This window comes from Sulfitobacter sp. 1A12779 (genome assembly GCF_043557315.1).
GTDB classification, from domain to species: Bacteria; Pseudomonadota; Alphaproteobacteria; order Rhodobacterales; family Rhodobacteraceae; genus Sulfitobacter; species Sulfitobacter faviae.
This window is the reverse complement of the sequence record NZ_JBIFFU010000002.1, coordinates 332067-355444: the sequence shown is the minus strand read 5'-3', so window position 1 is coordinate 355444 and position 23378 is coordinate 332067. Positions and strand designations below refer to the sequence as shown.

23 protein-coding genes are annotated in these 23378 nt (G+C 63.9%); 7 read left to right on the top strand and 16 right to left on the bottom strand.

Annotated features, from left to right (window positions below; all coding sequences use genetic code 11):
• Positions 1–27: 27 nt before the first annotated feature.
• Positions 28–510, top strand: coding sequence for a DUF2244 domain-containing protein (locus ACGYLQ_RS04380; RefSeq protein ID WP_168611976.1), 483 nt, complete (start codon positions 28–30; stop codon positions 508–510).
• Between the two features lie 68 nt (positions 511–578).
• Here the strand turns inward: ACGYLQ_RS04380 and ACGYLQ_RS04375 are convergent, their stop codons facing one another.
• On the bottom strand, positions 579–1037 hold the full coding sequence (locus ACGYLQ_RS04375) for a GatB/YqeY domain-containing protein (protein ID WP_067262660.1): 459 nt from the start codon (positions 1035–1037) through the stop codon (positions 579–581).
• Between the two features lie 195 nt (positions 1038–1232).
• Here ACGYLQ_RS04375 and carA point away from each other — a divergent pair, with 195 nt between their 5' ends.
• Both carA and ACGYLQ_RS04365 read left to right on the top strand, forming a co-directional pair.
• Positions 1233–2393 carry a glutamine-hydrolyzing carbamoyl-phosphate synthase small subunit gene (gene carA, locus ACGYLQ_RS04370; protein WP_394440686.1) on the top strand — a complete coding sequence of 387 codons (1161 nt, stop codon included), beginning with the start codon at positions 1233–1235 and terminating at the stop codon, positions 2391–2393.
• 93 nt (positions 2394–2486) lie between these two features.
• Positions 2487–4430 carry a glycosyltransferase family 2 protein gene (locus ACGYLQ_RS04365; protein WP_394440684.1) on the top strand — a complete coding sequence of 648 codons (1944 nt, stop codon included), beginning with the start codon at positions 2487–2489 and terminating at the stop codon, positions 4428–4430.
• Here ACGYLQ_RS04365 and ACGYLQ_RS04360 read toward each other — a convergent pair.
• Positions 4381–5034 carry a GntR family transcriptional regulator gene (locus ACGYLQ_RS04360; protein WP_394440682.1) on the bottom strand — a complete coding sequence of 218 codons (654 nt, stop codon included), beginning with the start codon at positions 5032–5034 and terminating at the stop codon, positions 4381–4383. The two genes, ACGYLQ_RS04365 and ACGYLQ_RS04360, sit on opposite strands and share 50 nt — an antisense overlap.
• A 101-nt stretch (positions 5035–5135) precedes the next feature.
• Here ACGYLQ_RS04360 and ACGYLQ_RS04355 point away from each other — a divergent pair, with 101 nt between their 5' ends.
• Both ACGYLQ_RS04355 and ACGYLQ_RS04350 read left to right on the top strand, forming a co-directional pair.
• The gene (locus ACGYLQ_RS04355; RefSeq protein ID WP_394440893.1) at positions 5136–5783 is read left to right on the top strand and encodes a pyrimidine 5'-nucleotidase; all 648 of its coding nucleotides are present in this window, start codon (positions 5136–5138) and stop codon (positions 5781–5783) included.
• On the top strand, positions 5783–6982 hold the full coding sequence (locus ACGYLQ_RS04350) for a UbiH/UbiF family hydroxylase (protein WP_394440680.1): 1200 nt from the start codon (positions 5783–5785) through the stop codon (positions 6980–6982). Before ACGYLQ_RS04355 ends, ACGYLQ_RS04350 begins: the two co-directional genes overlap by 1 nt.
• Before the next feature lie 18 nt (positions 6983–7000).
• Here the strand turns inward: ACGYLQ_RS04350 and ACGYLQ_RS04345 are convergent, their stop codons facing one another.
• The 3 genes from ACGYLQ_RS04345 to ACGYLQ_RS04335 all read right to left on the bottom strand — a co-directional run bounded on the left by ACGYLQ_RS04345 (position 7001) and on the right by ACGYLQ_RS04335 (position 9095).
• The gene (locus tag ACGYLQ_RS04345; RefSeq protein ID WP_394440678.1) at positions 7001–8125 is read right to left on the bottom strand and encodes an aminotransferase class V-fold PLP-dependent enzyme; all 1125 of its coding nucleotides are present in this window, start codon (positions 8123–8125) and stop codon (positions 7001–7003) included.
• Between the two features lie 62 nt (positions 8126–8187).
• Complete coding sequence (locus ACGYLQ_RS04340) at positions 8188–8643, bottom strand: Lrp/AsnC family transcriptional regulator (RefSeq protein ID WP_394433045.1); 456 nt, start codon at positions 8641–8643, stop codon at positions 8188–8190.
• Positions 8640–9095, bottom strand: coding sequence for an Lrp/AsnC family transcriptional regulator (locus ACGYLQ_RS04335; protein WP_168611969.1), 456 nt, complete (start codon positions 9093–9095; stop codon positions 8640–8642). The genes ACGYLQ_RS04340 and ACGYLQ_RS04335 overlap by 4 nt, the downstream gene beginning before the upstream one ends.
• Positions 9096–9229: 134 nt before the next feature.
• Here ACGYLQ_RS04335 and ilvC point away from each other — a divergent pair, with 134 nt between their 5' ends.
• Positions 9230–10252, top strand: coding sequence for a ketol-acid reductoisomerase (gene ilvC, locus ACGYLQ_RS04330; protein WP_168611968.1), 1023 nt, complete (start codon positions 9230–9232; stop codon positions 10250–10252).
• A 76-nt stretch (positions 10253–10328) separates the two neighbouring features.
• Positions 10329–11249: a DMT family transporter gene (locus ACGYLQ_RS04325; RefSeq protein WP_394440676.1), complete on the top strand. Its 921-nt coding sequence runs from the start codon at positions 10329–10331 to the stop codon at positions 11247–11249.
• Positions 11250–11291: 42 nt separating this feature from the next.
• Here the strand turns inward: ACGYLQ_RS04325 and ACGYLQ_RS04320 are convergent, their stop codons facing one another.
• From ACGYLQ_RS04320 to ACGYLQ_RS04270, 11 genes are all read right to left on the bottom strand, one after another.
• Positions 11292–11783 (bottom strand): hypothetical protein, encoded by a 492-nt coding sequence (locus tag ACGYLQ_RS04320; protein ID WP_394440674.1) that lies wholly within the window; start codon positions 11781–11783, stop codon positions 11292–11294.
• A 61-nt stretch (positions 11784–11844) separates the two neighbouring features.
• Positions 11845–13194 (bottom strand): phosphoglucosamine mutase, encoded by a 1350-nt coding sequence (gene glmM, locus ACGYLQ_RS04315; RefSeq protein WP_394440672.1) that lies wholly within the window; start codon positions 13192–13194, stop codon positions 11845–11847.
• Between the two features lie 2 nt (positions 13195–13196).
• Positions 13197–14204 carry a dihydropteroate synthase gene (gene folP, locus ACGYLQ_RS04310; protein ID WP_394440670.1) on the bottom strand — a complete coding sequence of 336 codons (1008 nt, stop codon included), beginning with the start codon at positions 14202–14204 and terminating at the stop codon, positions 13197–13199.
• Complete coding sequence (locus tag ACGYLQ_RS04305) at positions 14204–15130, bottom strand: dihydroneopterin aldolase (RefSeq protein WP_394440668.1); 927 nt, start codon at positions 15128–15130, stop codon at positions 14204–14206. The genes folP and ACGYLQ_RS04305 overlap by 1 nt, the downstream gene beginning before the upstream one ends.
• A gap of 107 nt (positions 15131–15237) precedes the next feature.
• Positions 15238–15879 (bottom strand): cell wall hydrolase, encoded by a 642-nt coding sequence (locus tag ACGYLQ_RS04300; RefSeq protein WP_067262593.1) that lies wholly within the window; start codon positions 15877–15879, stop codon positions 15238–15240.
• A gap of 129 nt (positions 15880–16008) precedes the next feature.
• Positions 16009–18546, bottom strand: coding sequence for a pyruvate, phosphate dikinase (gene ppdK / locus ACGYLQ_RS04295; RefSeq protein WP_394440667.1), 2538 nt, complete (start codon positions 18544–18546; stop codon positions 16009–16011).
• A gap of 74 nt (positions 18547–18620) precedes the next feature.
• A complete protein-coding gene (gene glyS / locus ACGYLQ_RS04290; RefSeq protein ID WP_394440665.1) occupies positions 18621–20834 on the bottom strand; it encodes a glycine--tRNA ligase subunit beta in 2214 nt (737 codons plus the stop codon).
• Between the two features lie 92 nt (positions 20835–20926).
• Complete coding sequence (locus ACGYLQ_RS04285) at positions 20927–21040, bottom strand: hypothetical protein (RefSeq protein WP_394440663.1); 114 nt, start codon at positions 21038–21040, stop codon at positions 20927–20929.
• A complete protein-coding gene (locus ACGYLQ_RS04280) occupies positions 21016–21756 on the bottom strand; it encodes a DUF1206 domain-containing protein (RefSeq protein WP_394440661.1) in 741 nt (246 codons plus the stop codon). Before ACGYLQ_RS04280 ends, ACGYLQ_RS04285 begins: the two co-directional genes overlap by 25 nt.
• Positions 21757–21837: 81 nt before the next feature.
• On the bottom strand, positions 21838–22353 hold the full coding sequence (locus ACGYLQ_RS04275; RefSeq protein WP_394440659.1) for a DUF6446 family protein: 516 nt from the start codon (positions 22351–22353) through the stop codon (positions 21838–21840).
• Positions 22350–23297, bottom strand: coding sequence for a glycine--tRNA ligase subunit alpha (locus ACGYLQ_RS04270; protein WP_209217886.1), 948 nt, complete (start codon positions 23295–23297; stop codon positions 22350–22352). Before ACGYLQ_RS04270 ends, ACGYLQ_RS04275 begins: the two co-directional genes overlap by 4 nt.
• Positions 23298–23378 lie beyond the last annotated feature (81 nt).

The window sequence follows — 23378 nt, the reverse complement described above, 5'->3', positions numbered from 1 at the left end:
GGCTTTTGACTGAGCCTGAGCGATCCCATGCCCTACGAATGGACCACCCCGCCCCGCGCCACTCCGCAGCAGATGCGCCTTTGGCCGCATCAATCCCTGCCCGCGCGCGGTTTTGCGGCCTTTATGCTGGCCACATTTACGCTGGCGATGATTCCGCTTTTCGCCATGCTCGGCACCGCCCTGCTCTGGGGGCTGCTGCCCTTCGTGCTTCTGGCCTTGGGGGCGGTCTATTGGGCCTTGCAACACAATCACCGCGCCCGCCAGATCGAAGAGGTGCTGACCCTCGACGACACCACGGCGCGGCTGGTGCACACCACCGCCAAGGGCGAGGTCAAGGATTGGGACTGTAACCGCTACTGGACCCAAGTGAAGAAATACGACGATGACGGCCCCGTGCCGCATTACGTCACCTTACGCGGCGAGGGCCGCGAGGTTGAGATCGGTGCTTTTCTTAGCGAAGAAGAGCGCATCGCGCTCTACGACGATCTGGCGCGTCATCTGCGGAACTGAAAAGGGCCAGACACTAAAAAGGGCCAGACCTTGCGGCCCAGCCCTCTGGTTCTTAACTCAGGCGCGGCTCAGCTCAGGCGGTCTTTGATAACCGGGCCCACCGCGCCAAAATCCATCTGGCCGGTATAGCGCTCTTTCAACAGCCCCATGACCTTGCCCATGTCGCGGATCGAAGTCGCGCCGACATCGGCCACGGCCTTATCCACGGCGGCGGCGGTTTCGGTGACGCTGAGCTGCCTTGGCAGGAATTCTTCGATCACCTCGACCTCTTCGCGCTCACGCTCCGCCAAGTCCAGCCGCCCGCCCTCTTCATAGGCGCGCGCCGATTCCTGACGCTGTTTGGCCATTTTGCTGAGGATGCCCAGCACCTCGGCATCCGACACGCCTTCATCCTTGCCATTGGCCCGGGCGGCGATGTCCTTGTCCTTGATCGCGGCATTGATCAGCCGCAGCGTCGAAAGCCGGTCCGCCGCCTTGTCTTTCATGGCCTGTTTCAAAGCATCCGAGATGCGCATCCGCAATGACATGGTGGTTTCCTGTGTTTCGCTAAATCCAAGGGTCGCAGCTTACCTGCTCTCTCCGCGCGGAGCAATGGGGGGCGACCATAGGTAACCCCCTGTTCTGAAACGATATCTCATTTCCCTCCGCCTATTGACCCCGCGCCCGCGCGGGATTAGGTTGCCACCCGTTTACCCGCCCCTTTTCTGCCCGGAGACTGCCCCATGTCCGCGCCTGCTCGCCCACGCCCAACCGCCTGCCTTGCCCTTGCGGATGGATCGATTTTCTACGGCATGGGGTTTGGCGCGACCGGCCAGACCGTGGCGGAGTTGTGCTTCAACACCGCGATGACCGGCTACCAAGAGATCATGACCGACCCGTCCTATGCGGGCCAGATCGTGACCTTCACCTTCCCGCATATCGGCAATGTCGGCACCAACCCCGAAGACGATGAGACCGGCGATCCGGTCGCCGCGGGCATGGTCGTCAAATGGATGCCCACCACGCCCAGCAGCTGGCGCAACATTCAGCCGCTGTCGGATTGGCTGGCGTCGCGCGGACGCATCGCCATCGGCGGTGTCGACACCCGCCGCTTGACCCGCGCAATCCGCCAGCAAGGTGCGCCGCACGCCGCCCTCGCCCACGACCCGGATGGCAACTTCGACATCGAAGCGCTGGTCGCCGCCGCGCGCGACTTTGCCGGGCTCGAAGGGATGGATCTGGCCAAGGACGTGACCTGCGCCCAGACCTATCGCTGGAATGAGATGCGGTGGGCATGGCCCGACGGCTACGCGCTCCAGACCGAAGCCAAGCACAAGGTCGTCGCCGTGGACTATGGCGCGAAACGCAACATCCTGCGCTGCCTCGCCTCTGCGGGCTGCGATGTCACCGTTCTGCCCGCCACCGCGACCTATGACGACATCATGGCCCATGAGCCCGATGGCGTCTTCCTCTCCAACGGTCCCGGCGATCCGGCGGCGACGGGCGCCTATGCCGTGCCGATGATCCGCGAGGTTCTGGACAAGACCGATCTGCCGGTCTTTGGCATTTGCCTTGGCCACCAGATGCTTGCGCTGGCGCTTGGCGCAACCACCGTCAAGATGAGCCACGGCCATCACGGCGCCAACCACCCGGTCAAGGATTACGACACCGGCAAGGTCGAGATCACCTCGATGAACCACGGTTTCGCGGTCGACGGGCAATCCCTGCCCGAGGGCGTGCGCGAGACGCATGTCTCGCTCTTTGACGGGTCGAACTGTGGCATCCGCGTCGATGGCCGCCCGATTTGGTCGGTCCAGCACCACCCCGAAGCCAGCCCCGGCCCGCAAGACAGCTATTACCTGTTCGAACGGTTCAGCGAAGCGATGGCCGAGCGCAGCGCGTAAAATTTTCTACATGCACTGATTGCACAGGCGACTTTTAACTCTCGATTAACGGTCGCCTGCCAGTCTCATTCCGGAACCTCGACGGGGCACGGAATGAGCAACCTTCGCCTGAAACTCTCAGCGCCGCGGATGGCCACCGCGCCCGCCCGCCGGATGCGGTTGGGCCAACATTTAATCGCCGCAGGGGTCATCGGCCCGCGCGATCTGCTGCACGGGCTTGACCTACAGCGCCGCATCGACGCCCCTCTGGGCGAAGTTCTGGCCACCGAAGGGTTGGTTGCCCCCGATGACATCGTCAAAGCGCTTGCCCGGCAGTATGGCGCCCAACCTGTCGACCTGACCCGCAGCCCCTGCGATCAACGCCTTGCGGCTCGGATACCCGCGCGTCTCTGTCTGCAATTCGGTGCCGTGCCATGGCTGGAACTGGGGGACCGACTTTTCGTGGCCAGCGGTCGCCCCGCGGAATTTCCTCACCTTTGCAACGCCTTGGGGGAGCGTGGGAAAACCTTGGTGTTGGTCGTCGCCGACCCCCGGGAGGTGCGCAGCCAGATCGGCAGGCTCTATGCCGCGGAACTGTCGGAACATGCCGTCACCCGCGTCGCGGATGCAGAAAGCTGTCGGAACTGGGGGGTGCGCAGCTGGAAACGACGGTTTGCGCTGCGGGGTATTCTGCTGTCGCTCTTTGCGCTACTGGTGCTTTTCCCCTCCGCCGTCCTTACCCTCGCTCTCCTATGCGGCGCGCTCACTCTGCTGCTGACCAGCGGGCTCAAGGCCGCGGCCCTATGGGCCTCTCTCACCCGGCCAAAGCCCCCACGGTCGCCGCCAAATGCCGCAGAGATTAAGGGATTTCGCCTGCCCCGTGTCTCGGTTCTCGTGCCCTTGCTGCATGAGGAAGAGATCGCGCAGGCGCTGATCGCGCGGCTTTCGCGGCTCACCTACCCCAAATCGCTGCTGGAGGTGGTTCTGGTCCTCGAAGCGAGCGATAAGCTCACCCGTGAGACCATCGCCCGCACGCCCTTGCCGCCATGGATCAGCGTGATCGAAGTGCCCGATGCCGGCGCGCTCAAGACCAAACCCCGCGCGCTGAATTACGCGCTCGATTTCTGCCGCGGCAGCATCATCGGCGTTTGGGATGCGGAGGATGCGCCGGAGCCGGACCAGATCGAACAGATTGTCACCCGCTTTCACAATGCGCCCGAAAATACCGCTTGTTTGCAGGGGGTTCTGGATTTCTACAACAGCCGCGGCAATTGGATGGCCCGCTGTTTTTCGATCGAATATGCGACTTGGTGGCGGGTGATCCTACCGGGCGTGGCCCGGCTGGGGCTGGTCGTCCCGCTGGGCGGGACCACGCTGTTTTTCCGGCGCGACATCCTCGAACGGATCGGCGCTTGGGACGCCCATAACGTGACCGAGGATGCCGATCTCGGCCTCCGGCTGGCGCGGCGCGGCTATGTGACCGAACTGATGCGCACCACCACTTATGAAGAGGCCAATTGCCGCCCTTGGCCATGGGTCCGGCAACGATCCCGTTGGCTGAAGGGCTATCTCATCACTTGGGCGGTCCATATGCAAAGCCCACGCGCCCTGCTGAAAGACCTCGGCCCCCTGCGGTTCATCGGCGTGCAGGCGATCTTTCTCGCCACGGTCTCGCAATTCGCCCTCGCGCCACTTCTCTGGTCGCTGTGGCTGAGTTTTTTCGGGCTGTATCACCCGGTCACGGACTGGCTTGCGCCAGCCGTCCTGACGGCGATCTTCGCGCTGTTCATTCTGTCGGAATTGCTGAACTTCTGCGCCGCCACCATCGCGGTCTCAAACCGGGGTCAACGGCATCTGCTGCCTTGGGTCATCACCTGCCCGCTCTACTTCGCATTGGGCGCCTTGGCCGCCGCCAAAGCGCTGTTTGAGCTCTATCGCAGCCCACATTTTTGGGACAAAACCGCCCATGGCCACACCCTGCCGCGCTATGTAAAACCGCGCAAAAAGCTCAAAAATCATCCTCGCGCCGGGCCGCTTCCTGCTTCAACCGGGTCATGAAAGCGACGGAGATATGCGTGCGCAGCGCCTCATCCGCGCCATCCTCATCACGGGCTTCGATCATCTGCACGATGAGGTTGTGTTCGGCCTGCGCAATCTCCCCGCGCCCCTCCACCGCGAGCGATGAGGTCGCCATCAAGGCCATGGAGCGATGCACAAGGTCAAGCTGCTGCACCAAATAGCGATTGTGCGACGCCAGATGGATCTGCTTGTGAAACCGTTTATTCGCCCGTGCCAGCGCATTGGGATTGCCCGCCAGCGCGTTGTCGGCATCCACCATCTCGCGCAGCACGCGCACTTCCTCGGCGGTGGCATGGCGCGCCGCCAGACGCGCGGCCAGCCCCTCCAGCTCGCCCCGGACGACGTAAAGCTCGGCCATCTGGTTGTGATCCAGCGAGGCCACGATCAGGCTACGCCCATCGCGCATGAGCAAAGACTGCGTCTCAAGCCGTTGTAATGCCTCACGGATCGGCGTTCGTGAGACGCCGAAACGCTCGGCCAATTCGCTCTCCACCAAGCGGTCACCGGGGCGATAGGTGCCAATGTCGATGGCCTCCAGAATCATCGAATAGGCGTCGGTCGGGCCGGTCTTGGGGTCGGGCATCAGCTATCAGTCCTTGAAAGTTGCGCCACCTTACTCACCGCGACCATTTGCGCAACCCGGCAGGGCTTGCGCGGCTGCGCGTCTCGGCCTACCTCTGCGCCATGCCGCGCGATGCTTTTTCTCATGTCACCACTTGGGTCTTTGACCTCGACCAGACGCTTTACCCGCCCGAGGCGCGGCTTTTCGACCTGATCGAAGCGCGTATGGTCGATTGGGTGATGCGCGCGATCAAGGTCGACCGGGCCGAGGCCAACCACCTGCGCCAGCATTATTGGCAGACCTATGGCACCACGCTGGCCGGCTTGATGCGCGAACACGGCGTCGACCCCGGCCCCTATCTGACCGAGGTGCACGACATCCCGATGGACCGGCTCACCCCCGACCCAATGCTCGCGCAGGCCATTCGCGCGCTGCCGGGGCGGCGGATCGTCTACACCAACGGCTGCGCGCCCTACGCCGAACGGGTGCTTGAGGCCCGCGGCCTTTCGGGGCTTTTCGACGCGGTCTATGGTGTCGAACACGCCGATTTTCTGCCCAAGCCCGAAGCCGCCGCCTATGACAAGGTCTTTGGCATCGACGGGTTCCAGACCGCCTCCGCCGCCATGTTCGAGGATGATCCGCGCAACCTCGCCGCGCCCCACGCTCTGGGGATGCGCACGGTGCATGTGGCCCCGGAACGTGGCGAAGGCGATCACATCCACTACCATACGCAAGATCTTTGCGAATTCTTAACACGGGTGGCGGGCTGATGACCTTCGATTGCGATATCCTGATTTCCGGCGGCGGCATCGCCGGGCTGACCGCGGCGGCTGCCTTTGGCGCGGCGGGCTTCGATGTGATCTGCGTCGACCCCACCCCGCCCGTCACCGATGGCGCCGCCAAGGGGGCCGACATGCGCTCCACCGCGCTGCTCCAACCGGCGCGGCGCCTGCTGGAGGACGCGGGTCTTTGGGACCGTCTTGCCCCCCATGCCGCCGCCCTGCAAATCATGCGGATCGTCGATGCGGGCGGCGAAGACCCGACGCCGCGGGTCACGCGCGAGTTCGACGCCGCCGATATCTCTGACGCACCCTTCGGCTGGAACTTTCCAAACTGGCTGCTGCGGCGGGAAATCCTGACCCGGCTGAACGAATTGCCCAAGGTCGATTTCCGCCCTGGCACCGGCACCACCACGCTTTTCACCCGCCAAAGCGAAGCGCGTGTCGGGCTGAGCGATGGCAGCCGGATCAGAACCCGGCTCGTGATCGCCGCCGACGGGCGCAACAGCCCGATGCGCGAGGCCGCCGGGATCGAAGTCACCACCCGCCGCTACGGGCAGAAGGCGCTGGCCTTCTGCGTGACCCACCCGATCCCCCATGAAAATGTTTCGACCGAGGTACACCGTTCGGGCGGGCCCTTCACCCTCGTGCCCCTGCCAGATCGCGACGGCATACCCTGTTCCGCCGTGGTCTGGATGGACGATGGCCCCGCAACCCAGGCCCGCGCCACGCTCGACCCCGCCGCCTTTGAGGCCGAGGCGACCGCGCGGTCGGCCAATCTCTTCGGCCCGCTCACCCTCGCCAGCCCCCGCGCGCTCTGGCCGATCATCAGCCAAGAGGCCAAGCGCCTCTCTGGCGAACGACTGGCATTGGTGGCCGAGGCGGCACATGTGCTGCCCCCCATCGGCGCGCAGGGGTTGAACATGTCGCTGACCGATATGGCGACCCTGCTGGAACTCGCCCGCGCCGCGCCCGAACGCCTCGGCGATGCCGAGATGCTGGAGGCCTATCACAAGGCCCGCCACGCGGACATCAGCCTGCGCGTCCGGGGCATCGACCTGTTAAACCGCGCCAGCCAAGCCAGCAGCCCGCTTGCGCGAGACGCGCGCGCGGCAGGGCTCAACGCCCTCTACACCCTGCCCCCGGTACGCAAAATGCTGATGCAAATGGGACTGGGCCTGCGCCGCTGAACCGCGGCGCAGCCTGTCTTACAGAACCTCGTCCAACACCGCCGTCAGTCGCGCCACGGTCGCGTCGACGTCATAAAGCTTGTCCAATCCGAACAGCCCCAGACGGAAGGTGCGGAAATCATCCGGCTCCCCCACCTGCAACGGCACCCCGGCGGCGATCTGCATGCCATGGGCGGCGAAAGCCTTGCCGTTTTGCACATCGGGATCGGCAGTATAGCACACGACCACCCCCGGCGCGGCGAACCCCTCTGCGGCGACGGATGTCACGCCGCGGTCGGCCAAGGCCTGACGCACCGCCTCGCCCAAACGCCACTGCGCCTCTTTCAGTCGGTCGAACCCATAGTCCCGCGTCTCTTTCACCGTATCGCGGAACACCCGCAGCGCGTCCGTCGGCATGGTAGCGTGATAGGCATGGCCGCCCGCCTCATAGGCTTTCATGATGTCGCGCCATTTGCGCAGATCGATGGCGAAACTGTCCGAGGTGGTCTCATTCAGCCGCGCCTCGGCCCGCGCCGACATCATCACCAAACCGGCCGAGGGCGAGGCACTCCACCCCTTCTGCGGGGCCGAGATCAGAACATCGACGCCAAGCGCCTTCATATCCACCCAGACACAGCCCGAGGCGATGCAATCCAGCACCATCAGCGCGCCCACTTCATGGGCCGCCGTGGCCATTTCCTTGATATAGTCATCCGGCAGGATCATGCCCGAGCTTGTCTCCACATGCGGGGCGAACACCACCTGCGGCTTCTGCGCGCGGATCGCGGCGGTGACTTCGTCAATCGGGGCAGGCGCAAAGGGCGCGGGGCTGGCATTGCCCTGCATCCGCGCCTTCATCACCTCGGCGCTATTGGTCAGATCGGCACTCTCGATGATCTGGCTCCAGCGGTAAGAGAACCAGCCGTTGCGCACCACCAGCACATCCTGCCCCCGCGCGAACTGCCGCGCCACGGCCTCCATCGCATAGGTGCCGCCACCGGGCACCAGCGCCACGGCATCGGCGTTATACACCTCACCCAGCCAGTTCGAGAGGTCGCGCATGACCTGCTGAAACTCCGCCGACATGTGGTTGAGCGATCGGTCGGTAAAGACCACGCTGAATTCATCAAACCCCGAAGGGTCTACCGTGTCGAGCAATGCCATCGTTCTTCCTCCATCATTCGAAGCAACGGCATATGGCCCGCCACAGCAAAAGGCAAATGCGGCTAAAGCGGCCCCGGCAAGCGCTCTTCGCTCAACAGCACATTGGCTTCCACCTCCCCCGCACCGGGCAGGGTCATGATCCGCCGCCTGAGCACACGCTCGAAATCCGGCAGGTCCCGCGCCACGACCCGCAGACGATAGTCGAACAACCCCAAAACATGTTCCACCGTCTGCACCTCGGGAATGGCCGAAACCGCCCGCTCGAAATCCTCCAAACTGACCCGCCCGCGCGTGGCCAGTTTGATGCCCAGAAACACCGTGACGCCAAAGCCCAAAGCCTCGGCATTCAAGCGCAACCGCCGCCCGGCAATCGCGCCGCCCTCCTCCAGCCGTTTAATCCGGCGCCATGTCGCAGGCTGCGACAGACCAAAACGGCGCCCTAAGGCACTGGCACTTTGATTGGCGTCCCGCGCCAGCGCCTGCAGCAAGGCGCGGTCAATGTCATCAAGCTCGATCACAGCGGCAGCCCCTCCTGCGTCTTGATCCGCGCCACATGCATCAGCGCCTCAATCTCAGCGATATGCGGCAGGGTCAGGATGCGACTGCGATAAATCTGCTGATAATGTCCCATGTCCCGCGCAATGATCGACAGCCGCAGATCCACCCGCCCCAAAAAGGTCTGCAACTCGATCACCTCAGGCACCTGCCGGGCCTCGGCCATAAAGACATCAAAAGCATTCGCCTGCGTCTTGTCCAAGGTCACCCGCAAGGACACTTCCAAAGCATAGCCAAGCGCCGCCCAATCAATCACCACCCCGCTGCCCTGCACGATGCCCTGATCTTGCAGCCGCGCAATCCGCCGCGCCGCCTTGCCGGAGGTGATATTGCACCGCTCCGCCAACTCCCCGGGGCTGAGACTCGGCTCCGCCTGCCAATAGCGCAGAATACGGCGATCCAGATCATCAAGCATGATTTTTCCGTTTTATAGCGATACTACGAATAACTATCTTCATCCTTTCACAAATACCTCTGCGATGACAATGGCCACTAAGCACAACTTCGCTATGGTGAGACCCAGAACGAGACAAACCAAAGGACAAGATCATGCGCGTTTACTACGACCGCGACTGCGACGTGAACCTCATCAAGGACAAGAAGGTGGCGATCCTCGGCTACGGCTCCCAAGGCCACGCCCACGCGCTGAACCTGCGCGACTCGGGTGCCAAGAACCTCGTCGTCGCCCTGCGCGAAGGCTCCGCCTCCGCCGCCAAGGCCGAGGGCGAAGGCCTCAAGGTCATGGGCATCGCCGAAGCCGCGGCTTGGGCCGACCTGATCATGTTCACCATGCCCGATGAACTTCAGGCCGAAACTTACAAGAAATACGTGCATGACAACATCCGCGAGGGTGCCGCCATCGCCTTTGCCCACGGTCTGAACGTGCACTTCGGCCTGATCGAGCCGAAAGAAGGCGTCGACGTGATCATGATGGCCCCCAAAGGCCCCGGCCACACCGTGCGCGGCGAATACACCAAAGGCGGCGGCGTGCCCTGCCTCGTGGCCGTGGACAAAGACGCCTCCGGCAAAGCGCTGGAAATCGGCCTCTCCTATTGCTCCGCCATCGGCGGCGGCCGCTCCGGCATCATCGAGACCAACTTCCGCGAGGAATGCGAGACCGACCTCTTCGGCGAGCAGGCCGTGCTCTGCGGTGGTCTGGTCGAACTGATCCGCATGGGCTTTGAGACACTGGTCGAGGCGGGCTACGCCCCCGAGATGGCCTATTTCGAATGTCTGCACGAAGTGAAGCTGATCGTGGACCTGATCTACGAAGGCGGCATCGCCAACATGAACTACTCGATCTCGAACACCGCGGAATACGGCGAATATGTCTCCGGCCCCCGCATCCTGCCCTACGACGAGACCAAGAAGCGCATGAAAGACGTGCTGACCGACATCCAGAACGGCAAATTCGTGCGTGACTTCATGCAGGAAAACGCCGTGGGCCAGCCTTCGTTCAAAGCGACCCGTCGCATCAACGATGAACACCGCATCGAACAGGTCGGTGAAAAGCTGCGTGAGATGATGCCGTGGATTTCCGCAGGCAAGATGGTGGACAAGGCCAAGAACTGAGCCAGTTCCACCCAATGATAAGACGACATCGACCCCGGCCTCGCGCCGGGGTCTTTGCCTTTACGCCGGAGCCCCGATGAACACCACGCCTCAAATCACGCTGACAAGCTGGCTGCTGATCGCCCTTTTGGGGTTTGTCTGGGGCGGCACCTTCCTTTTTACCGAAGTGGCGCTCACCGGGATCACGCCCTTCTGGCTCGCCGCCTCGCGGATCGGGTTGGCGGCGGTGGTGATGCTGGCGCTCTGGGCCCTGCGGGGGTTCGCGCTTTTCACCGCGCGCCCCTCTGCCTCCGACATCCTCGTGCTGGTGACCATCGGCATCATCAGCTCGGCCTTGCCCTTTTCGCTGCTCGCATGGGGGCAGCAATATGTGACCTCGGGCTTTGCCGGGGTGACCATGGCTTCTGTCGCACTGATCGTCCTACCCATGGCCCATTTCCTGCTGCCGGGGGAGCGCATGACCCCGCGCAAGGTCGGCGGCTTTGTCATCGGTTTCATCGGCGTCGTCGTGTTGATCGGCGGGCAAGCCTTTGAAAGCACTGGCGCTGCGATGGAAACGGCGGGGCGGATGGCCTGCGTCGCCGCGGCCTCTTGCTATGCGGTCAGCTCAATCCTCATGCGCCGACTGCCTTCGGTGGATCCGATTGGGCTGGGGACGGTGCTGATGCTGATCGGTGCCGTGGTCATGCTGCCCGCCGCCTTCCTCAGCGAGGGCCCGCCGCCCCTGCCCGCGCCCAAGATACTGGCCGTGCTGGCCTTTCTCGGCCTCATCCCCACCGCAGGCGCAGCGTTTTTGCGGGTCTATGTGGTGCGCACCGCGGGGCCGGTCTTCATGTCACTGGTGAACTACCAAGTGCCGGTCTGGTCGGTCCTGCTGGGCGCGCTGGTCCTGTCAGAGCCGCTGCCGATGTCGCTGCTTTACGCGATGACGCTGATCCTTGCGGGGGTCGGGCTCAGCCAATACGGCGCGCTGAAACGGTTGTTCCGGGGAAGCTGAGGTAGGCTCGCGACCGACGAACGCGCCCGCGAACCCGTCGGATCAGTAGCGTCCCAAGGCCATCTTGGTCTTTGCAGTCACCTTTCCGGCACCATTGACGGCCTTCACCACGGCCTCATAACTGTTGCCCTTTCCCCCTGAACAGGGTGGCAGATAACCGGCAGAGCGGTAGTCGCCCGTCCCCCTTGCCGCTTTGATGACCCGCACGCCACGCGGCATTTTCGCCGTCAGCCCCGGAACCGCGGGCAATTTGGCGCTACTGCCCTTTACGTTATAGCCGATGGTCCCATGCCCACCGCCGGAGGACAGAGGGCGATAACTACGGTCATTGAACTCGACCACGACCATCGCGGTCCCGGTGGGAAGACCGGTGACCTGAAAGGGCGGTGTCATCCCCTTACCGCCGAACAGGGTGCATTGCTGTCCGGCGGGGACAGTCTTGCCATTCCACGGCGCGAGAACTTGCGCCTTCATATCGGCAAATGCAGGGACGGCGAGAAACAGGGTGGCGCAGAAAGTCAGCGAAAAGCGCATTGTGGAAATCCTATAAAGTTAAACCATCAAACTATGCACGCCGACCAGATGCCGATCAACCTTAAATTGTAGAGACCACCCTACCCACCGCTTCGACCACGCTATCGACGGCACGCTCCATCAATGCCGCGTCCTCATGTTCGGCCATGACGCGCACCAAGGGTTCCGTGCCCGATTTGCGGATCAACAGCCGCCCGCCCTGCGCCAGATCGGCTCCGGCCTGCGCGATGGCGGCTTTGACCTGCGCGTTTTCCAGCGGGGTCTGTCCGGCGGAGAAGCGCACGTTTTTCAGCAGCTGCGGGACCGGGTCGAATTGGTAGAGCAGTTCCGAGGCAGGCTTGCCCGAGCGGACCATCTCGGCCAGAAACTGCATCCCAGCCATCAGCCCGTCGCCCGTGGTCGCATAGTCGGTCATCACGATATGGCCCGACTGCTCCCCCCCGAGGTTGAAGCCCCCTTCGCGCATCCGCTCCACCACATAACGGTCGCCGACGCCGGTCCGCTCCAGCCGCACACCACGGTCGTTCAGGAAACGCTCCAGCCCCAGATTGCTCATCACCGTAGCGACGAGCGCCTTGCCCGCAAGACGCTCTTCCTCGGCCCATCGCGCGGCCATCAGCGCCATGAACTGATCGCCGTCGCCGATGCGGCCATTCTGATCAATCAGGATCACCCGGTCGGCGTCGCCATCAAGGCAGATGCCCACATCGGCGCCATTGGCCACCACGGCCTCAGCCGCCGATTGCGGCTGGGTGGAACCGCAGCCATCGTTGATGTTGAACCCGTTCGGGTCCACGCCCACGGGGATCACATTCGCGCCCAATTCCCACAAAGCCATCGGCGCCACATGGTAGGCCGCACCATGAGCGCAGTCGATCACCACCTTGAGCCCATCAAGACGCATCTGCCGCGGGAAAGAGGATTTGACCCGTTCGATATAGCGAAAGCGGCTGTCGTCGATGCGCTTGGCCCGGCCAATCTGATCCGGCGCCGATGGCTCGACCCCCTCGGCGACCAGCGCTTCGATTTCCTGCTCGACCTGATCGGAGAGTTTGAACCCATCCGGGCCGAAGAACTTAATGCCATTGTCGCTGGCCGGGTTGTGGCTGGCCGAAATCATCACCCCCAGATCGGCCCGCATGGAGCGCGTCAAAAGCCCCACCGCCGGTGTCGGCACCGGCCCCAGCAGCAACACGTTCATGCCGGTGCTGGTGAGGCCCGCAGTCAGCGCGTTTTCGAACATATAGCCTGACAGCCGCGTGTCTTTGCCGATAACCACACGGTGCACGCCGCGCTTCTCACGCCGGAAATAGCGCCCGACGGCGGCACCGATGCGCAGCGCCATGTCGGCGGTCATGGGGTGAATATTGGCGGTGCCCCGCACGCCGTCTGTACCAAAAAGCTTTGTCATATCTATTTTCCTGCCAGTGCCGAACGATAAAGTAAAATGGATTGAATGGTTTGCGCCACATCGTGCACGCGCAAGACTTGGGCCCCGTGGTTCAGTGCCGCCAGGGCCACCGCGATGGAGCCGGGCGCACGATCTTCCCCCGCCGCGCCGCCGCCGATCGTGCCGATGAAACGTTTACGCGACGCGCCGAGCAAGATCGGCACTCCGAGGCTGTGGAACAGGCTGAGCCGCGCGAGCAGCGCAAGGTTGTGTTCCAACGTCTTGCCAAAGCCAATGCCCGGATCGGCGATGATATTCGCGCGCGGGATGCCCTGCGCCTCAAGCGCCGCGATGCGTTCGGCCAAGTAGTCATAGACGTCGAGCAGCACGTCATCATAGCGCGGGTCGCGCTGCATCGTGGCCGGGTCGCCTTGGGCATGCATCACACAGACCGGCAGCCCCCGCGCCGCGCAGAAGGGCGCAAGCGCCGGGTCAAAGGTCAGCCCTGCCACGTCATTGACCAGATCCGCCCCCGCCGCCACGGCGGCTTCGGCCACGGCGGCCTTGCGGGTGTCGATGCTGATCGCCCCTTCCCCGGCGGCCCGCAGCCCTTCGATCACCGGCCGGACACGCGCGATTTCTTCGTCTTCCCGCACGGTCTCCGCGCCCGGGCGGGTGGATTCCCCGCCGATGTCGAGCATATCGACTCCCGCTGCCCGCATCGCTGCCCCCGCCGCGACCGCGACCTGCGGATCGGCATGGCGGCCCCCGTCTGAGAAACTGTCAGGCGTGGCGTTGAGGATGCCCATCACGCGGGGGCGGTCGAAACTTAACCCCGCGATGGCCGGGCGCGGCGCGTTGAGGGCATCGCGCGCGGCGGAGGGGAGCGCATCTGCCGGGATCACGCGCGGCGTCTGCCCCCGCGACAGGACTTCAACATGGGTGAACCAGCCCCAACCGCCCGCGAGGGTCAGCGCAGCTTCGGGCCGCGCGGGGCCGATCTGAACCAAGGGGCGATGGTACTCGGTCATCAAACGATCTCCGCGCTGTCGACGTCAAGCAGGCGCATAGGCAGCGCCGTGCCCTCGGGCTGGTCTGCGCCGATCAGCACCAATTCGGAGGCCGATGAACTCTCGGCGAACCATGCGGCCAAGGCGGGTGCCGCGCTTGGCGGGGCCGTGGGGCCGTCCACTGCGTCGAGCACGATCCGCGCAGGTGCCCAGATGCTGATCTGGCCGTTTTTCATCGCCCAGTCTAACTCCGTCCGGCTGCCGACCACCGCGCCCCGCGGATCGCGGGTTGAAAGCATCCAAGCGTTCTGTTCGATCGCCAAAAGGTCGATGTGGCGCTGCGCTTTCTCATCCTCGGCCTGTGGGACGGCAATGTCCGAGGGGCCAACGCAGAGGATCACCGGCTCCGTCGCCGCTTCCAATTGATCCAGCCATTCCGGCAAACGCGTCGAGGAAATCGCCGCGTTGGAGAGATAGACCACGCGCGGCTGCGGGGCCTCTTGGGCCGCGTCCTGCGCTGCCGCCTCCTCCCGCGCGCGCACGATTTCGACCCCAAGGGCACCGGGGCCCCGGTCGAGCTTTTCGATACGCACGAAAACCCGCATCGCTTGCGGCTCGATCAGGATACGGTCGGCCACCCGTTCGGCCAGCGTTTCCAAAAGGTTGAGCCGTTCGGCGGCAAGCTCGGCGGCGATGGCTTCGGTCACGCGGTCGTAGGACAGGATACGGTCGACATCGTCGTCCACCACACCCGTCAGGGGGGCCACCTCGACCACCACGTTGAAACAGACCCGCTGGGTGACGTCCCGCTCGGCCTGAAAGGCACCGATCTCAACCTCGACGATATGATCGCGGAGCGAGATACGATCACGCGGATCGGGGCCGGCCATCGTCTCTGCCCGCTCGGAAGGGTGGGCAAAGGCAAGTCGAATTTCGTCGTCGGACATCGGCAGCGCCTATCGGATCAGGGTAATGGCCCCACCGGGGGGCGCTTCGATGCACATTTAGCAGGCCCACCGGCGGCAGGCCAGCACCCGAAGGCACATCCCGCCCCTCAGTTCGAGGCGGTCTTCCATGTGTGGCGATAGAAGAGGTGCTGCCCGATCCGCGCGGTCTTGGTATAGACCCGCGCCCAATTGGGGTTCACGGCAGTGGTGTGATAGTGGGTCGCGCCATTGGTCAGCTTCGGCGCGCTGCCGTCGATGATCGCACGCGCGACTTTCGAGACACGGGCAAAAGCGCGCGGCTCATTGATGACCTCTTTGTGGCCGTCACAGGTGTAGGTGAACTGGCACTGATACTTGCGCCCGGTCCCTTGGTTGATCACGCCGCAAAGCGTGCCGGGGAAACGGGCGGATTTCACCCGGTTCATGATCACTTCGGCCACGGCGAACTGGCCCTTGACCGTCTCACCGCGCGCCTCGAAATAGAGCGCTTCGGCAAGGCACTGCAACTCAGCGTTGCCTTCGGCCTTGGGCTGGCTGTCGATCCACGCCGTGGAGAATTTCACATCTGTCTCGCTGGCCGACACGGGCTGTGCGACCATCTCCTGAAGCCGCGCCGCACCGGCGGACTTCAGACCTTGAATTTCAATCTGCGCAAGATCGCTCGCACTTTCAGAGCTGGCCTGAACCGCCAGCGGGCTGCTGCACAGCGCCATGGAAAGAGCAAAAGAGATCGACCGGATAAAACGCATTATGCGCCTCGCATCATTGTTAGGGCTGCGGGGCGGATAGCCAAAAGGTTCCCGGCGGTAAACCCAACCAGACGTTATGTGCAGAAACTCGCCGAATTATGGTATAAGTTGGGCTGGAGCCCGCCGCCCCTACCCGATCTTGTGGGCAATGGCGAGCTGGGCTGCGGCCAAACGTGCAACTGGCACGCGAAATGGCGAACAGGAAACATAATCGAACCCCGATTCGCGGCAAAAGGCGATGGATTCGGGGTTGCCGCCATGCTCCCCACAGATGGAAAGCGTGATTCCGGGCTGCGCTTTGCGCCCCCGCTCCGCGCCAAGTTGCAGCAATTCGCCCACCCCATCGGTGTCGAGCACATGGAAGGGATCCTCTGGATAGACCCCCTGTTGGACGTAGTTCGACATGAAGCGGCCCGCGTCATCGCGCGAGAGGCCGTAGGTCATCTGCGTCAGGTCGTTGGTCCCGAAGCTGAGGAAGGCGCAATGCGGCGCGATATCATCAGCGCGCAGACAGGCGCGCGGGGTCTCCACCATGACGCCAAGGCGGTAGGTAAAGCTCGCGTCACGCTCACTACGCACGGCGGCGGCCACGGCATCGACGCTGGCTTTGACCAATTCCACCTCGCGCCGGGCGCTGACCAGCGGGATCATGATCTCGGGCACCACCGGCTCGCCATCGCGGCTGGCTTCAATGGTGGCCTCGAAAATCGCGCGGGCCTGCATCTCATAGATCTCAGGCACCGTGACCCCCAGCCGCACACCGCGCAGACCCAGCATCGGGTTATACTCCGTCATCGCCGCCACGCGGCGCGTCACGTCGGACATTTGCAGGCCAAGCGCCTCGGCCAATTCGCGCTGCCCGGCTTTGTCGGAGGGCAGGAATTCGTGCAACGGCGGGTCGAACAGGCGGATGCAGACCGGCTGGCCCTGCATGATGCGGAACAGCTGGGTGAAATCCTCGCGCTGCATGGGCAGCAGGCGTTCGAGCACGGCGCGGCGGTCTTCGCCGCTTTCGGCAAAGATCATCTCGCGCATCACGGTGAGGCGGCCCGGCTCGAAGAACATATGCTCGGTCCGGCACAGGCCGATGCCATGGGCATTGAAGTTTCGCGCGGTCTGCGCATCGGTCGGCGTGTCGGCATTGGCGCGGATGCCGATATCGGCCACATCCTCGGCCCAGCCCATCAGCCGGTTAAAGGTATCGTCGAGCGCGGCCTCCTGCATCTTGGCCGCCCCCGCCAGCACCTGCCCGGTGGAGCCATCGACGGTAACTTGATCGCCTTCGACAAAGACCCGCCCGTCGGGGGCGATGATCTGCCGTTGGGTCAGCACAAAGCGCATGTTCGAGGCACCGACCACGCAAGGCAGCCCCATGCCGCGCCCGATCACCGCCGCGTGGCTGGTGATGCCGCCGCGTTCAGTCAGCACGGCGGCGGCGGCATGCATGCCGCGAATATCCTCGGGCGACGTCTCACGCCGGACGAGGATGCAAGGCTCCCCGCGCGCGGCACTGGCCTGCGCGTCGCTGGCGGAAAAGACGATCCGCCCGGTGGCCGCGCCGGGGCTGGCGGCGATGCCGCGCCCGATCACGTCCCGCTTGGCGCTTGGGTCAACTTGGCGGTGCAGCAGTTCCGACAGCGTGCGCGGCTGCACCCGCATGAGCGCTTCCTCGCGGCTGATGATCCCCTCATCGGCCAGCGCCACGGCAATGCGCACGGCAGCCCGAGAGGATCGCGCGACCTTGACACCGTCCAAGATATGCAGCTTGCCCTGATCGATTACAAACTCGACCTGCATCTCGGCCCGCAGCCTCTTGCGCATCAGTGCTGCGTGATCCTTCAACTCCGCAAAGGCTTCGGGCACCAATTCTTCAAGCGATGGCCCGCGCGGATCGCGGGTGAGATACATCGCCGCCGCATCGCCTTCGAGCGCGTCGCGGCCTTGGCTCTGGCTCAGATACCGCCCGGTGATCTGCGGCAGGCCGGTGTCACTGTCGACCAGTTGCAACACGCCCGAGCCGCATTGCCCCTGCCCCACGCCAAAGGCCATCTCTTGCACCACTAGCCCCAGCCCCGCATCCGCAGGCGCGCCCTTGGCCTGCCGCAACAGCCGCGCCGAGGTGCCGTTCCACGCCCGCGCCATGGAGCGCAGCACGGCGGCCAGTTGCGTTGCCGGGTCTTGGGGGAAACGCTCTTCGGTCTCGGCCTCATAGGCACGCAGGGATTCCATCAACGCCGCGCGGCCATCGCCGTTCACATCGTCGAACATATCCGGGTCGAGACGGGCCACATTGACCGCGTAGGACTGCACGAAACGCGAATAAAGCGCCGCCGCTGGCCCTTCGCCAATCGTGCCCGCGTAGCTTTCAAAGAGCGCATCGTTGATCCCGATGTTCAACACCGCCCCCGGCCCGCCCCAATCGGGGTCTTGGCTGGAGGGCCGCACGCAAAGCAGCGCACCCTTGGGAAATTGATCGACCACCGCCTGCACGTCGGGCATCTGCCCCCGCGCGATCTGCTGCACCGCGTCGAAGGACAGCGCGATGGTGCGCGGCACCGGCAGGTCGAGCCGCACGAGACGTTGCAAACATTTAGCCCGCCCGCCGTGGGTGGTATTGGCAATCGGCGCGGTGGGAGTCACCAGCGTGGTATGGGGATCGTTCTGCACTGCGGCACCTTAATCGTTCCGGTGCAGCATAGGGGTTGAGGCAGAAGGGGCAAGGGATCTCGCCCCCTCTGGAGTCAGCCGTCCAGTTTGGTCAAGTCCGCCACGGCGCTACAGATCGTGCGGATGCGGCTTAGCAGATTAAGACGGTTACGCCGCACCGTGGGGTTCTCGGCGTTGACCTGCACCGCCTCAAAGAAGGCGTCGATCGGCCCGCGCAATTCTGCCATGGCCGCCATCGCGGTCGAGAAATCCTGCGCCGCCATCGCCGGGGTGATCTTGGCCTCGGCTTTGTCGAGCGCGGCGAAGAGGTCTTTCTCGGCCTCCGTCTCGGCAAACTTCGGATCGGCGCCAAAGGAGTATTCCACGCCGTCGGCCTCTTCGGCTTGGCTAAGAATGTTGTTGGCGCGTTTGAAGCCTTGAATCAGGTTTTCGCCATCGTCGGTTTTGAGCGTTTCCGACAGGGCACGGGCGCGTTTGACCAGCAGGGTGAGATCGTCGCTGCCGTCCATGGCGATGCAGGCGTCGATGACGTCGTGGCGGATGCCTTGGTCGCGCAGGTAGACTTTTAGGCGGTCGTGGATGAAGGAGAGGAGATCGCTCTGCAATTCGCTGTTAAAGTGCCACTCATGGATCGTTACACGAGTCCGACCCGCTTCAGCGAGTTCGTTGAGATCAAACTCGCCTCGAATATCCTCGGCTCGTCCTGTTCCAATAACACGCCCGTCTTCTTGAACCGTCGCGACGGCATCAGCTTCAATGGTGGCGCGGTGCGTCTGCAAAGTTTCCGACAAGGAAAGATGTAGGTCATTCTCCACCAAAATCCGGATCACGCCCAAGGCCGCACGGCGCAGCGCAAAGGGGTCCTTGCTACCGGTCGGCTTCTCGTTGACGGCCCAGAAGCCGGTGAGCTTGTCGATCTTCTCAGCCAGCGCCACGGCGATGGAGACCGGCACGGTCGGCACGTCGTCGGACGGCCCCAACGGCGCGTAGTGATCCTTCGCGGCATCGGCCACGGCATCCGACATCCCCGCCTTTCGCGCGTAGTAGCTGCCCATCAGACCCTGCAACTCGGGGAATTCGTAGACCATCTCGGAGCTGAGGTCGGCCTTGGCGACGCGAGCAGCCTTCTCGGCCTCGTCAACGTCGGCGCCAACCAGCGGGGCGAGTTCGCGCGACAGGGTCGCCATGCGGTCAATCAATTCGGCCTGCGTGCCGAGTTTGTTGTGGAAGGTCACGTTCTCCAACGCCTTGACCCATGTCTCCATGCCCGCGCCAGTGGTCACGGTGCGCAGGTCGTTGTCCCAGAAGAACTTGGCATCCGACAGCCGCGCGCCCAGCACCTTTTCGTTCCCGGCGAGGATCGTGGCGCCCTCGTCGGCGGTGGTACGGTTGGCGACGGTGATGAACCGCTCGATCTGCCCCGACTTCGGATTGCGGACCGAGAAGAACTTCTGATGCTCTTTCATCGAGGTTTGCAGCACTTCCGGCGGCAGGCCGAGGAAATCCTCACCGATGCGGCCCATCAGCACGACGGGGTATTCGACCAGTCCCGCGACCTCGGCCAGAAGCCCTGCGTCCTCAACGACTTCGAGCCCGGCGGCGAAGGCGAGATTGGTGGCGTCATGCCAGATCGTGTCGGCGCGCGCGGCGGGGTCGAGCACGACGAAGGCGCGGCTGAGCTTGTCCTGATAATCCTCGAAACCCGCGACTTCGATCTCGTCGGGGGCGAGGAAACGGTGCCCGCGCGTGGTATTGCCCGCGGTGATCCCGTCGATGGTTAGCGGCACCACCTCGGCCCCGGCCTCGTCGCTGATCACGCAGAGGATGGAATGCAGCGGGCGGACCCATTTCAGGCTACCACTGCCCCACCGCATGGACTTGGGCCAAGGGAAGTTGCGGATGGTCTGTTCCAGCACCTCGGCCACGATCTCGGCGGCGGGGCGGCCCGGCTTCTCGATCTTGGCGAAGAGCACCTTGCCCTTGGGTGTGTCGCGCTCCTCAAGCTGGTCGCGGGTCAGACCCGCGCCGCGGAGGAAACCTTCGATGGCTTTCTCGGGCGCGTCGGCCTTGGGGCCCTTGCGCTCTTCCACCTGCCGGGGGCTGGCGGCGAGCATGTCGCCAAGCGCCAGCGTGATGCGGCGCGGGGTGGTGAAGACGGCAGCGGAGCCATAGGTCAGACCGGCCTCGACCAAACCGTTGGTCACCAGCTTTTGCAGGTCTTCGCCCGCGCGTTTCTGCATCCGCGCGGGAATTTCTTCGGAAAAAAGTTCAATCAGCAGATCTGGCACGGGCGGCCCCCAATTCTTGCCGCGACGGCGGCGTCTCATCGGGGGCTTGGATAACGAGTGCTAGGCGGAGGGTCTAGCCCCCCGCCCCGCGTTTAATCCAACAAGGTGCGGATATCCGGGTCGGAGAATTTTGGCACCACGCGGTAGCCCGCCTCGACGAAGTTATAGACCGCGAAACCGATCAGCCCCAGCCCGGCCCCGCCCAAAAGGAAGCGCCCAAAAGGAAGCGCCCAAAGGCCATGCCGCGCAGGTCTTGCAGCGCCTCACCCAGACCGCCCGCTTGTTCGGGATTGGCCGTCAGCGCCGCATAGCCCAGCGAAAAGGCGACGAGCGCGAGAATGCCGCCATAGATGACAAGGCCGATCTTCACGATGGGGTCGATGCTTTCGGTGAAATGGGTGCGCGCCAGATGGCCCTTATACTTACCACTCAGCCCTTTGTAGGCATAGTAAATCCCCGCGCCCAGCAGGATCAGCGCCCCCGCGGCCACGATATAGCGCCCGGCGGGCATGGCCATCAGCTTTTGCGTCCAGTCCTGCGCGGAACTGCCGCCGGAGTTCTTGCCGCTCAGCGCCAGAGCGAGAACCGAGACGCCGATACCGCCGTGGATCAGCCCGGTCGTGATCTGCCCCAGCCGCGCGACCAGCCCCTTGGCGTCGGTCCCGTGGTCTTCGACATCCTTCACGCCCGCAGCCACACGCCAGACCAGATAGGCAAGCAGCCCGATGCCGATGGCAAAGAGCGCGGGGATGCCATAGGGCTCATCCCGCAGCGCCGCGAGCGCGTCTTTCGTCCCCGAGGCTTGGGTGCTTTTGAGCGCGGCCAGAAGCGCCAGCGCGCCGATGATCGTATAGATCACCCCGCGCGCGCCATAGCCTGCGCGCATCACCCATTTCAGCCCCTCATGTGTTTTCTCTGACATTTTCGCCCCCGTTCTATGTGGGGACAAGCGTTCAGCAGCGCCAAAAAGTTCCGCCGAAAGGGGCCGCGTGCGGTGACAAGATCAGTCGGCGGGGCGTTCCGGGCAGGCCTCGCCCACCACGGTGCCGTCATAGGACTTCTCACCGCAGTCGTTCAGCTCATGCCAGATATAGCCGCGCCCGTCGTCGGTCAGCGCCACGATCCGGTCGACGCCGTAGTGCACGTTCTTGCCGCCGAGGAAGGTCAGCGCGCTGCCCGCCTCGATTTCAGCCGCGATAGCGGGGGCGTCGAAACAATCGAACCAGCCCGGCGCGTTGCGCGGATCGGTATGGTCGGTCATCTCATAGGTCTCGGTCGCCATGGCGAGGCTCATGTCATGCTCAAAACACGCGCGGAACCGGATCGGCGAACTGTCGGCATCGATGGCCTGTAGGTTCTCCGCCGCGATCTCCTCCGCCTCCTCCGTCGTCAGAGAGACGAGTTCAACCTTGGCCTCGGACACATCGTGGTAAAAGCCGTAGATCTGAAGGTAATAGAGCGCCGCACCGGCGATCGCTGCTGAAAGAAGGATCACGATGCCAACAATCTTCCCGCTCATGCCGCGCTGTCCGCCTCGGGCGTCCAGCCGCCCGCGCGGGTCTGCACGAAGGCATCCGCGCATTGCTTGGCCAGCGCCCGCACCCGCCCGATATAGGCCTGCCGCTCGGTGACCGAGATCACGCCGCGGGCGTCGAGCAGGTTAAAGATATGGCTCGCCTTGATACACTGGTCATAGGCCGGATGGGCCATGACGATGCGCTTGCCGGTTTTGGGGTCTTCGGCGGGCTGTTCGAGGATGAATTTGCAATGCGCCTCGGCCTCGTTGAACTGATCGAGCAGCACCTCGGTGTTGGCCGTGTCGAAGTTCCAGCGCGCGAATTCCTCTTCGGTCTGCTTGAACACATCGCCATAGGTCAGCGGGATCGGCGCGTCGGGGCTGTTGAAGGGCATGTCCATGACGTGGTCGACGCCCAGCACATACATCGCCAAACGCTCCAGCCCGTAGGTCAGCTCGCCCGAGACGGGGTGGCAGTCATGGCCGCCGACCTGCTGGAAATAGGTAAACTGCGACACTTCCATGCCGTCGCACCAGACTTCCCAACCCAGGCCCCAAGCGCCGAGCGTCGGGCTTTCCCAATCGTCTTCGACAAAGCGGATGTCGTGTAGCGCCATATCGATGCCGATGGCTTCGAGCGAGCCGAGGTACAGCTCCTGCAGGTTCGGCGGGCTGGGTTTGATCAGCACCTGATACTGGTAGTAATGCTGCAAACGGTTCGGGTTCTCACCATAGCGCCCATCCGTGGGGCGGCGCGAGGGCTGGACATAGGCTGCGGCCCAAGGCTGGGTGCCAAGACTGCGCAGCGTGGTGGCCGGGTGAAAGGTGCCCGCGCCCACTTCCATGTCGTAGGGTTGCAGCACCGCGCAGCCCTGCCGCGCCCAATAGCTCTGCAAAGCAAGGATGATCTCTTGGAAAGAGCGTGGTTTCTGCGCTGCGTCAGACATGGTGATTGCCCCTTAATGATGCGCGCCTTTCCTACGTCTGCAAACCATGGGGGTCAATCACAGCTTTATCAGAATTTCGCC

Coding starts and splice junctions, on each gene's coding strand:
- ACGYLQ_RS04280 (WP_394440661.1), bottom strand. CDS start 21,756: ATGTCAGAGAAAACACATGAGGGGCTGAAATGGGTGATGCGCGCAGGC.
- ACGYLQ_RS04300 (WP_067262593.1), bottom strand. CDS start 15,879: ATGCGTTTTATCCGGTCGATCTCTTTTGCTCTTTCCATGGCGCTGTGC.
- ACGYLQ_RS04360 (WP_394440682.1), bottom strand. CDS start 5,034: ATGCCCGACCCCAAGACCGGCCCGACCGACGCCTATTCGATGATTCTG.
- ACGYLQ_RS04350 (WP_394440680.1), top strand. CDS start 5,783: ATGACCTTCGATTGCGATATCCTGATTTCCGGCGGCGGCATCGCCGGG.
- ACGYLQ_RS04320 (WP_394440674.1), bottom strand. CDS start 11,783: ATGCGCTTTTCGCTGACTTTCTGCGCCACCCTGTTTCTCGCCGTCCCT.
- glmM (WP_394440672.1), bottom strand. CDS start 13,194: ATGACAAAGCTTTTTGGTACAGACGGCGTGCGGGGCACCGCCAATATT.
- ACGYLQ_RS04305 (WP_394440668.1), bottom strand. CDS start 15,130: ATGTCCGACGACGAAATTCGACTTGCCTTTGCCCACCCTTCCGAGCGG.
- ACGYLQ_RS04355 (WP_394440893.1), top strand. CDS start 5,136: ATGCCGCGCGATGCTTTTTCTCATGTCACCACTTGGGTCTTTGACCTC.
- ilvC (WP_168611968.1), top strand. CDS start 9,230: ATGCGCGTTTACTACGACCGCGACTGCGACGTGAACCTCATCAAGGAC.
- ACGYLQ_RS04375 (WP_067262660.1), bottom strand. CDS start 1,037: ATGTCATTGCGGATGCGCATCTCGGATGCTTTGAAACAGGCCATGAAA.
- ACGYLQ_RS04335 (WP_168611969.1), bottom strand. CDS start 9,095: ATGCTTGATGATCTGGATCGCCGTATTCTGCGCTATTGGCAGGCGGAG.
- ACGYLQ_RS04380 (WP_168611976.1), top strand. CDS start 28: ATGCCCTACGAATGGACCACCCCGCCCCGCGCCACTCCGCAGCAGATG.
- ACGYLQ_RS04365 (WP_394440684.1), top strand. CDS start 2,487: ATGAGCAACCTTCGCCTGAAACTCTCAGCGCCGCGGATGGCCACCGCG.
- ACGYLQ_RS04275 (WP_394440659.1), bottom strand. CDS start 22,353: ATGAGCGGGAAGATTGTTGGCATCGTGATCCTTCTTTCAGCAGCGATC.
- ACGYLQ_RS04325 (WP_394440676.1), top strand. CDS start 10,329: ATGAACACCACGCCTCAAATCACGCTGACAAGCTGGCTGCTGATCGCC.
- folP (WP_394440670.1), bottom strand. CDS start 14,204: ATGACCGAGTACCATCGCCCCTTGGTTCAGATCGGCCCCGCGCGGCCC.
- ACGYLQ_RS04345 (WP_394440678.1), bottom strand. CDS start 8,125: ATGGCATTGCTCGACACGGTAGACCCTTCGGGGTTTGATGAATTCAGC.
- ACGYLQ_RS04270 (WP_209217886.1), bottom strand. CDS start 23,297: ATGTCTGACGCAGCGCAGAAACCACGCTCTTTCCAAGAGATCATCCTT.
- carA (WP_394440686.1), top strand. CDS start 1,233: ATGTCCGCGCCTGCTCGCCCACGCCCAACCGCCTGCCTTGCCCTTGCG.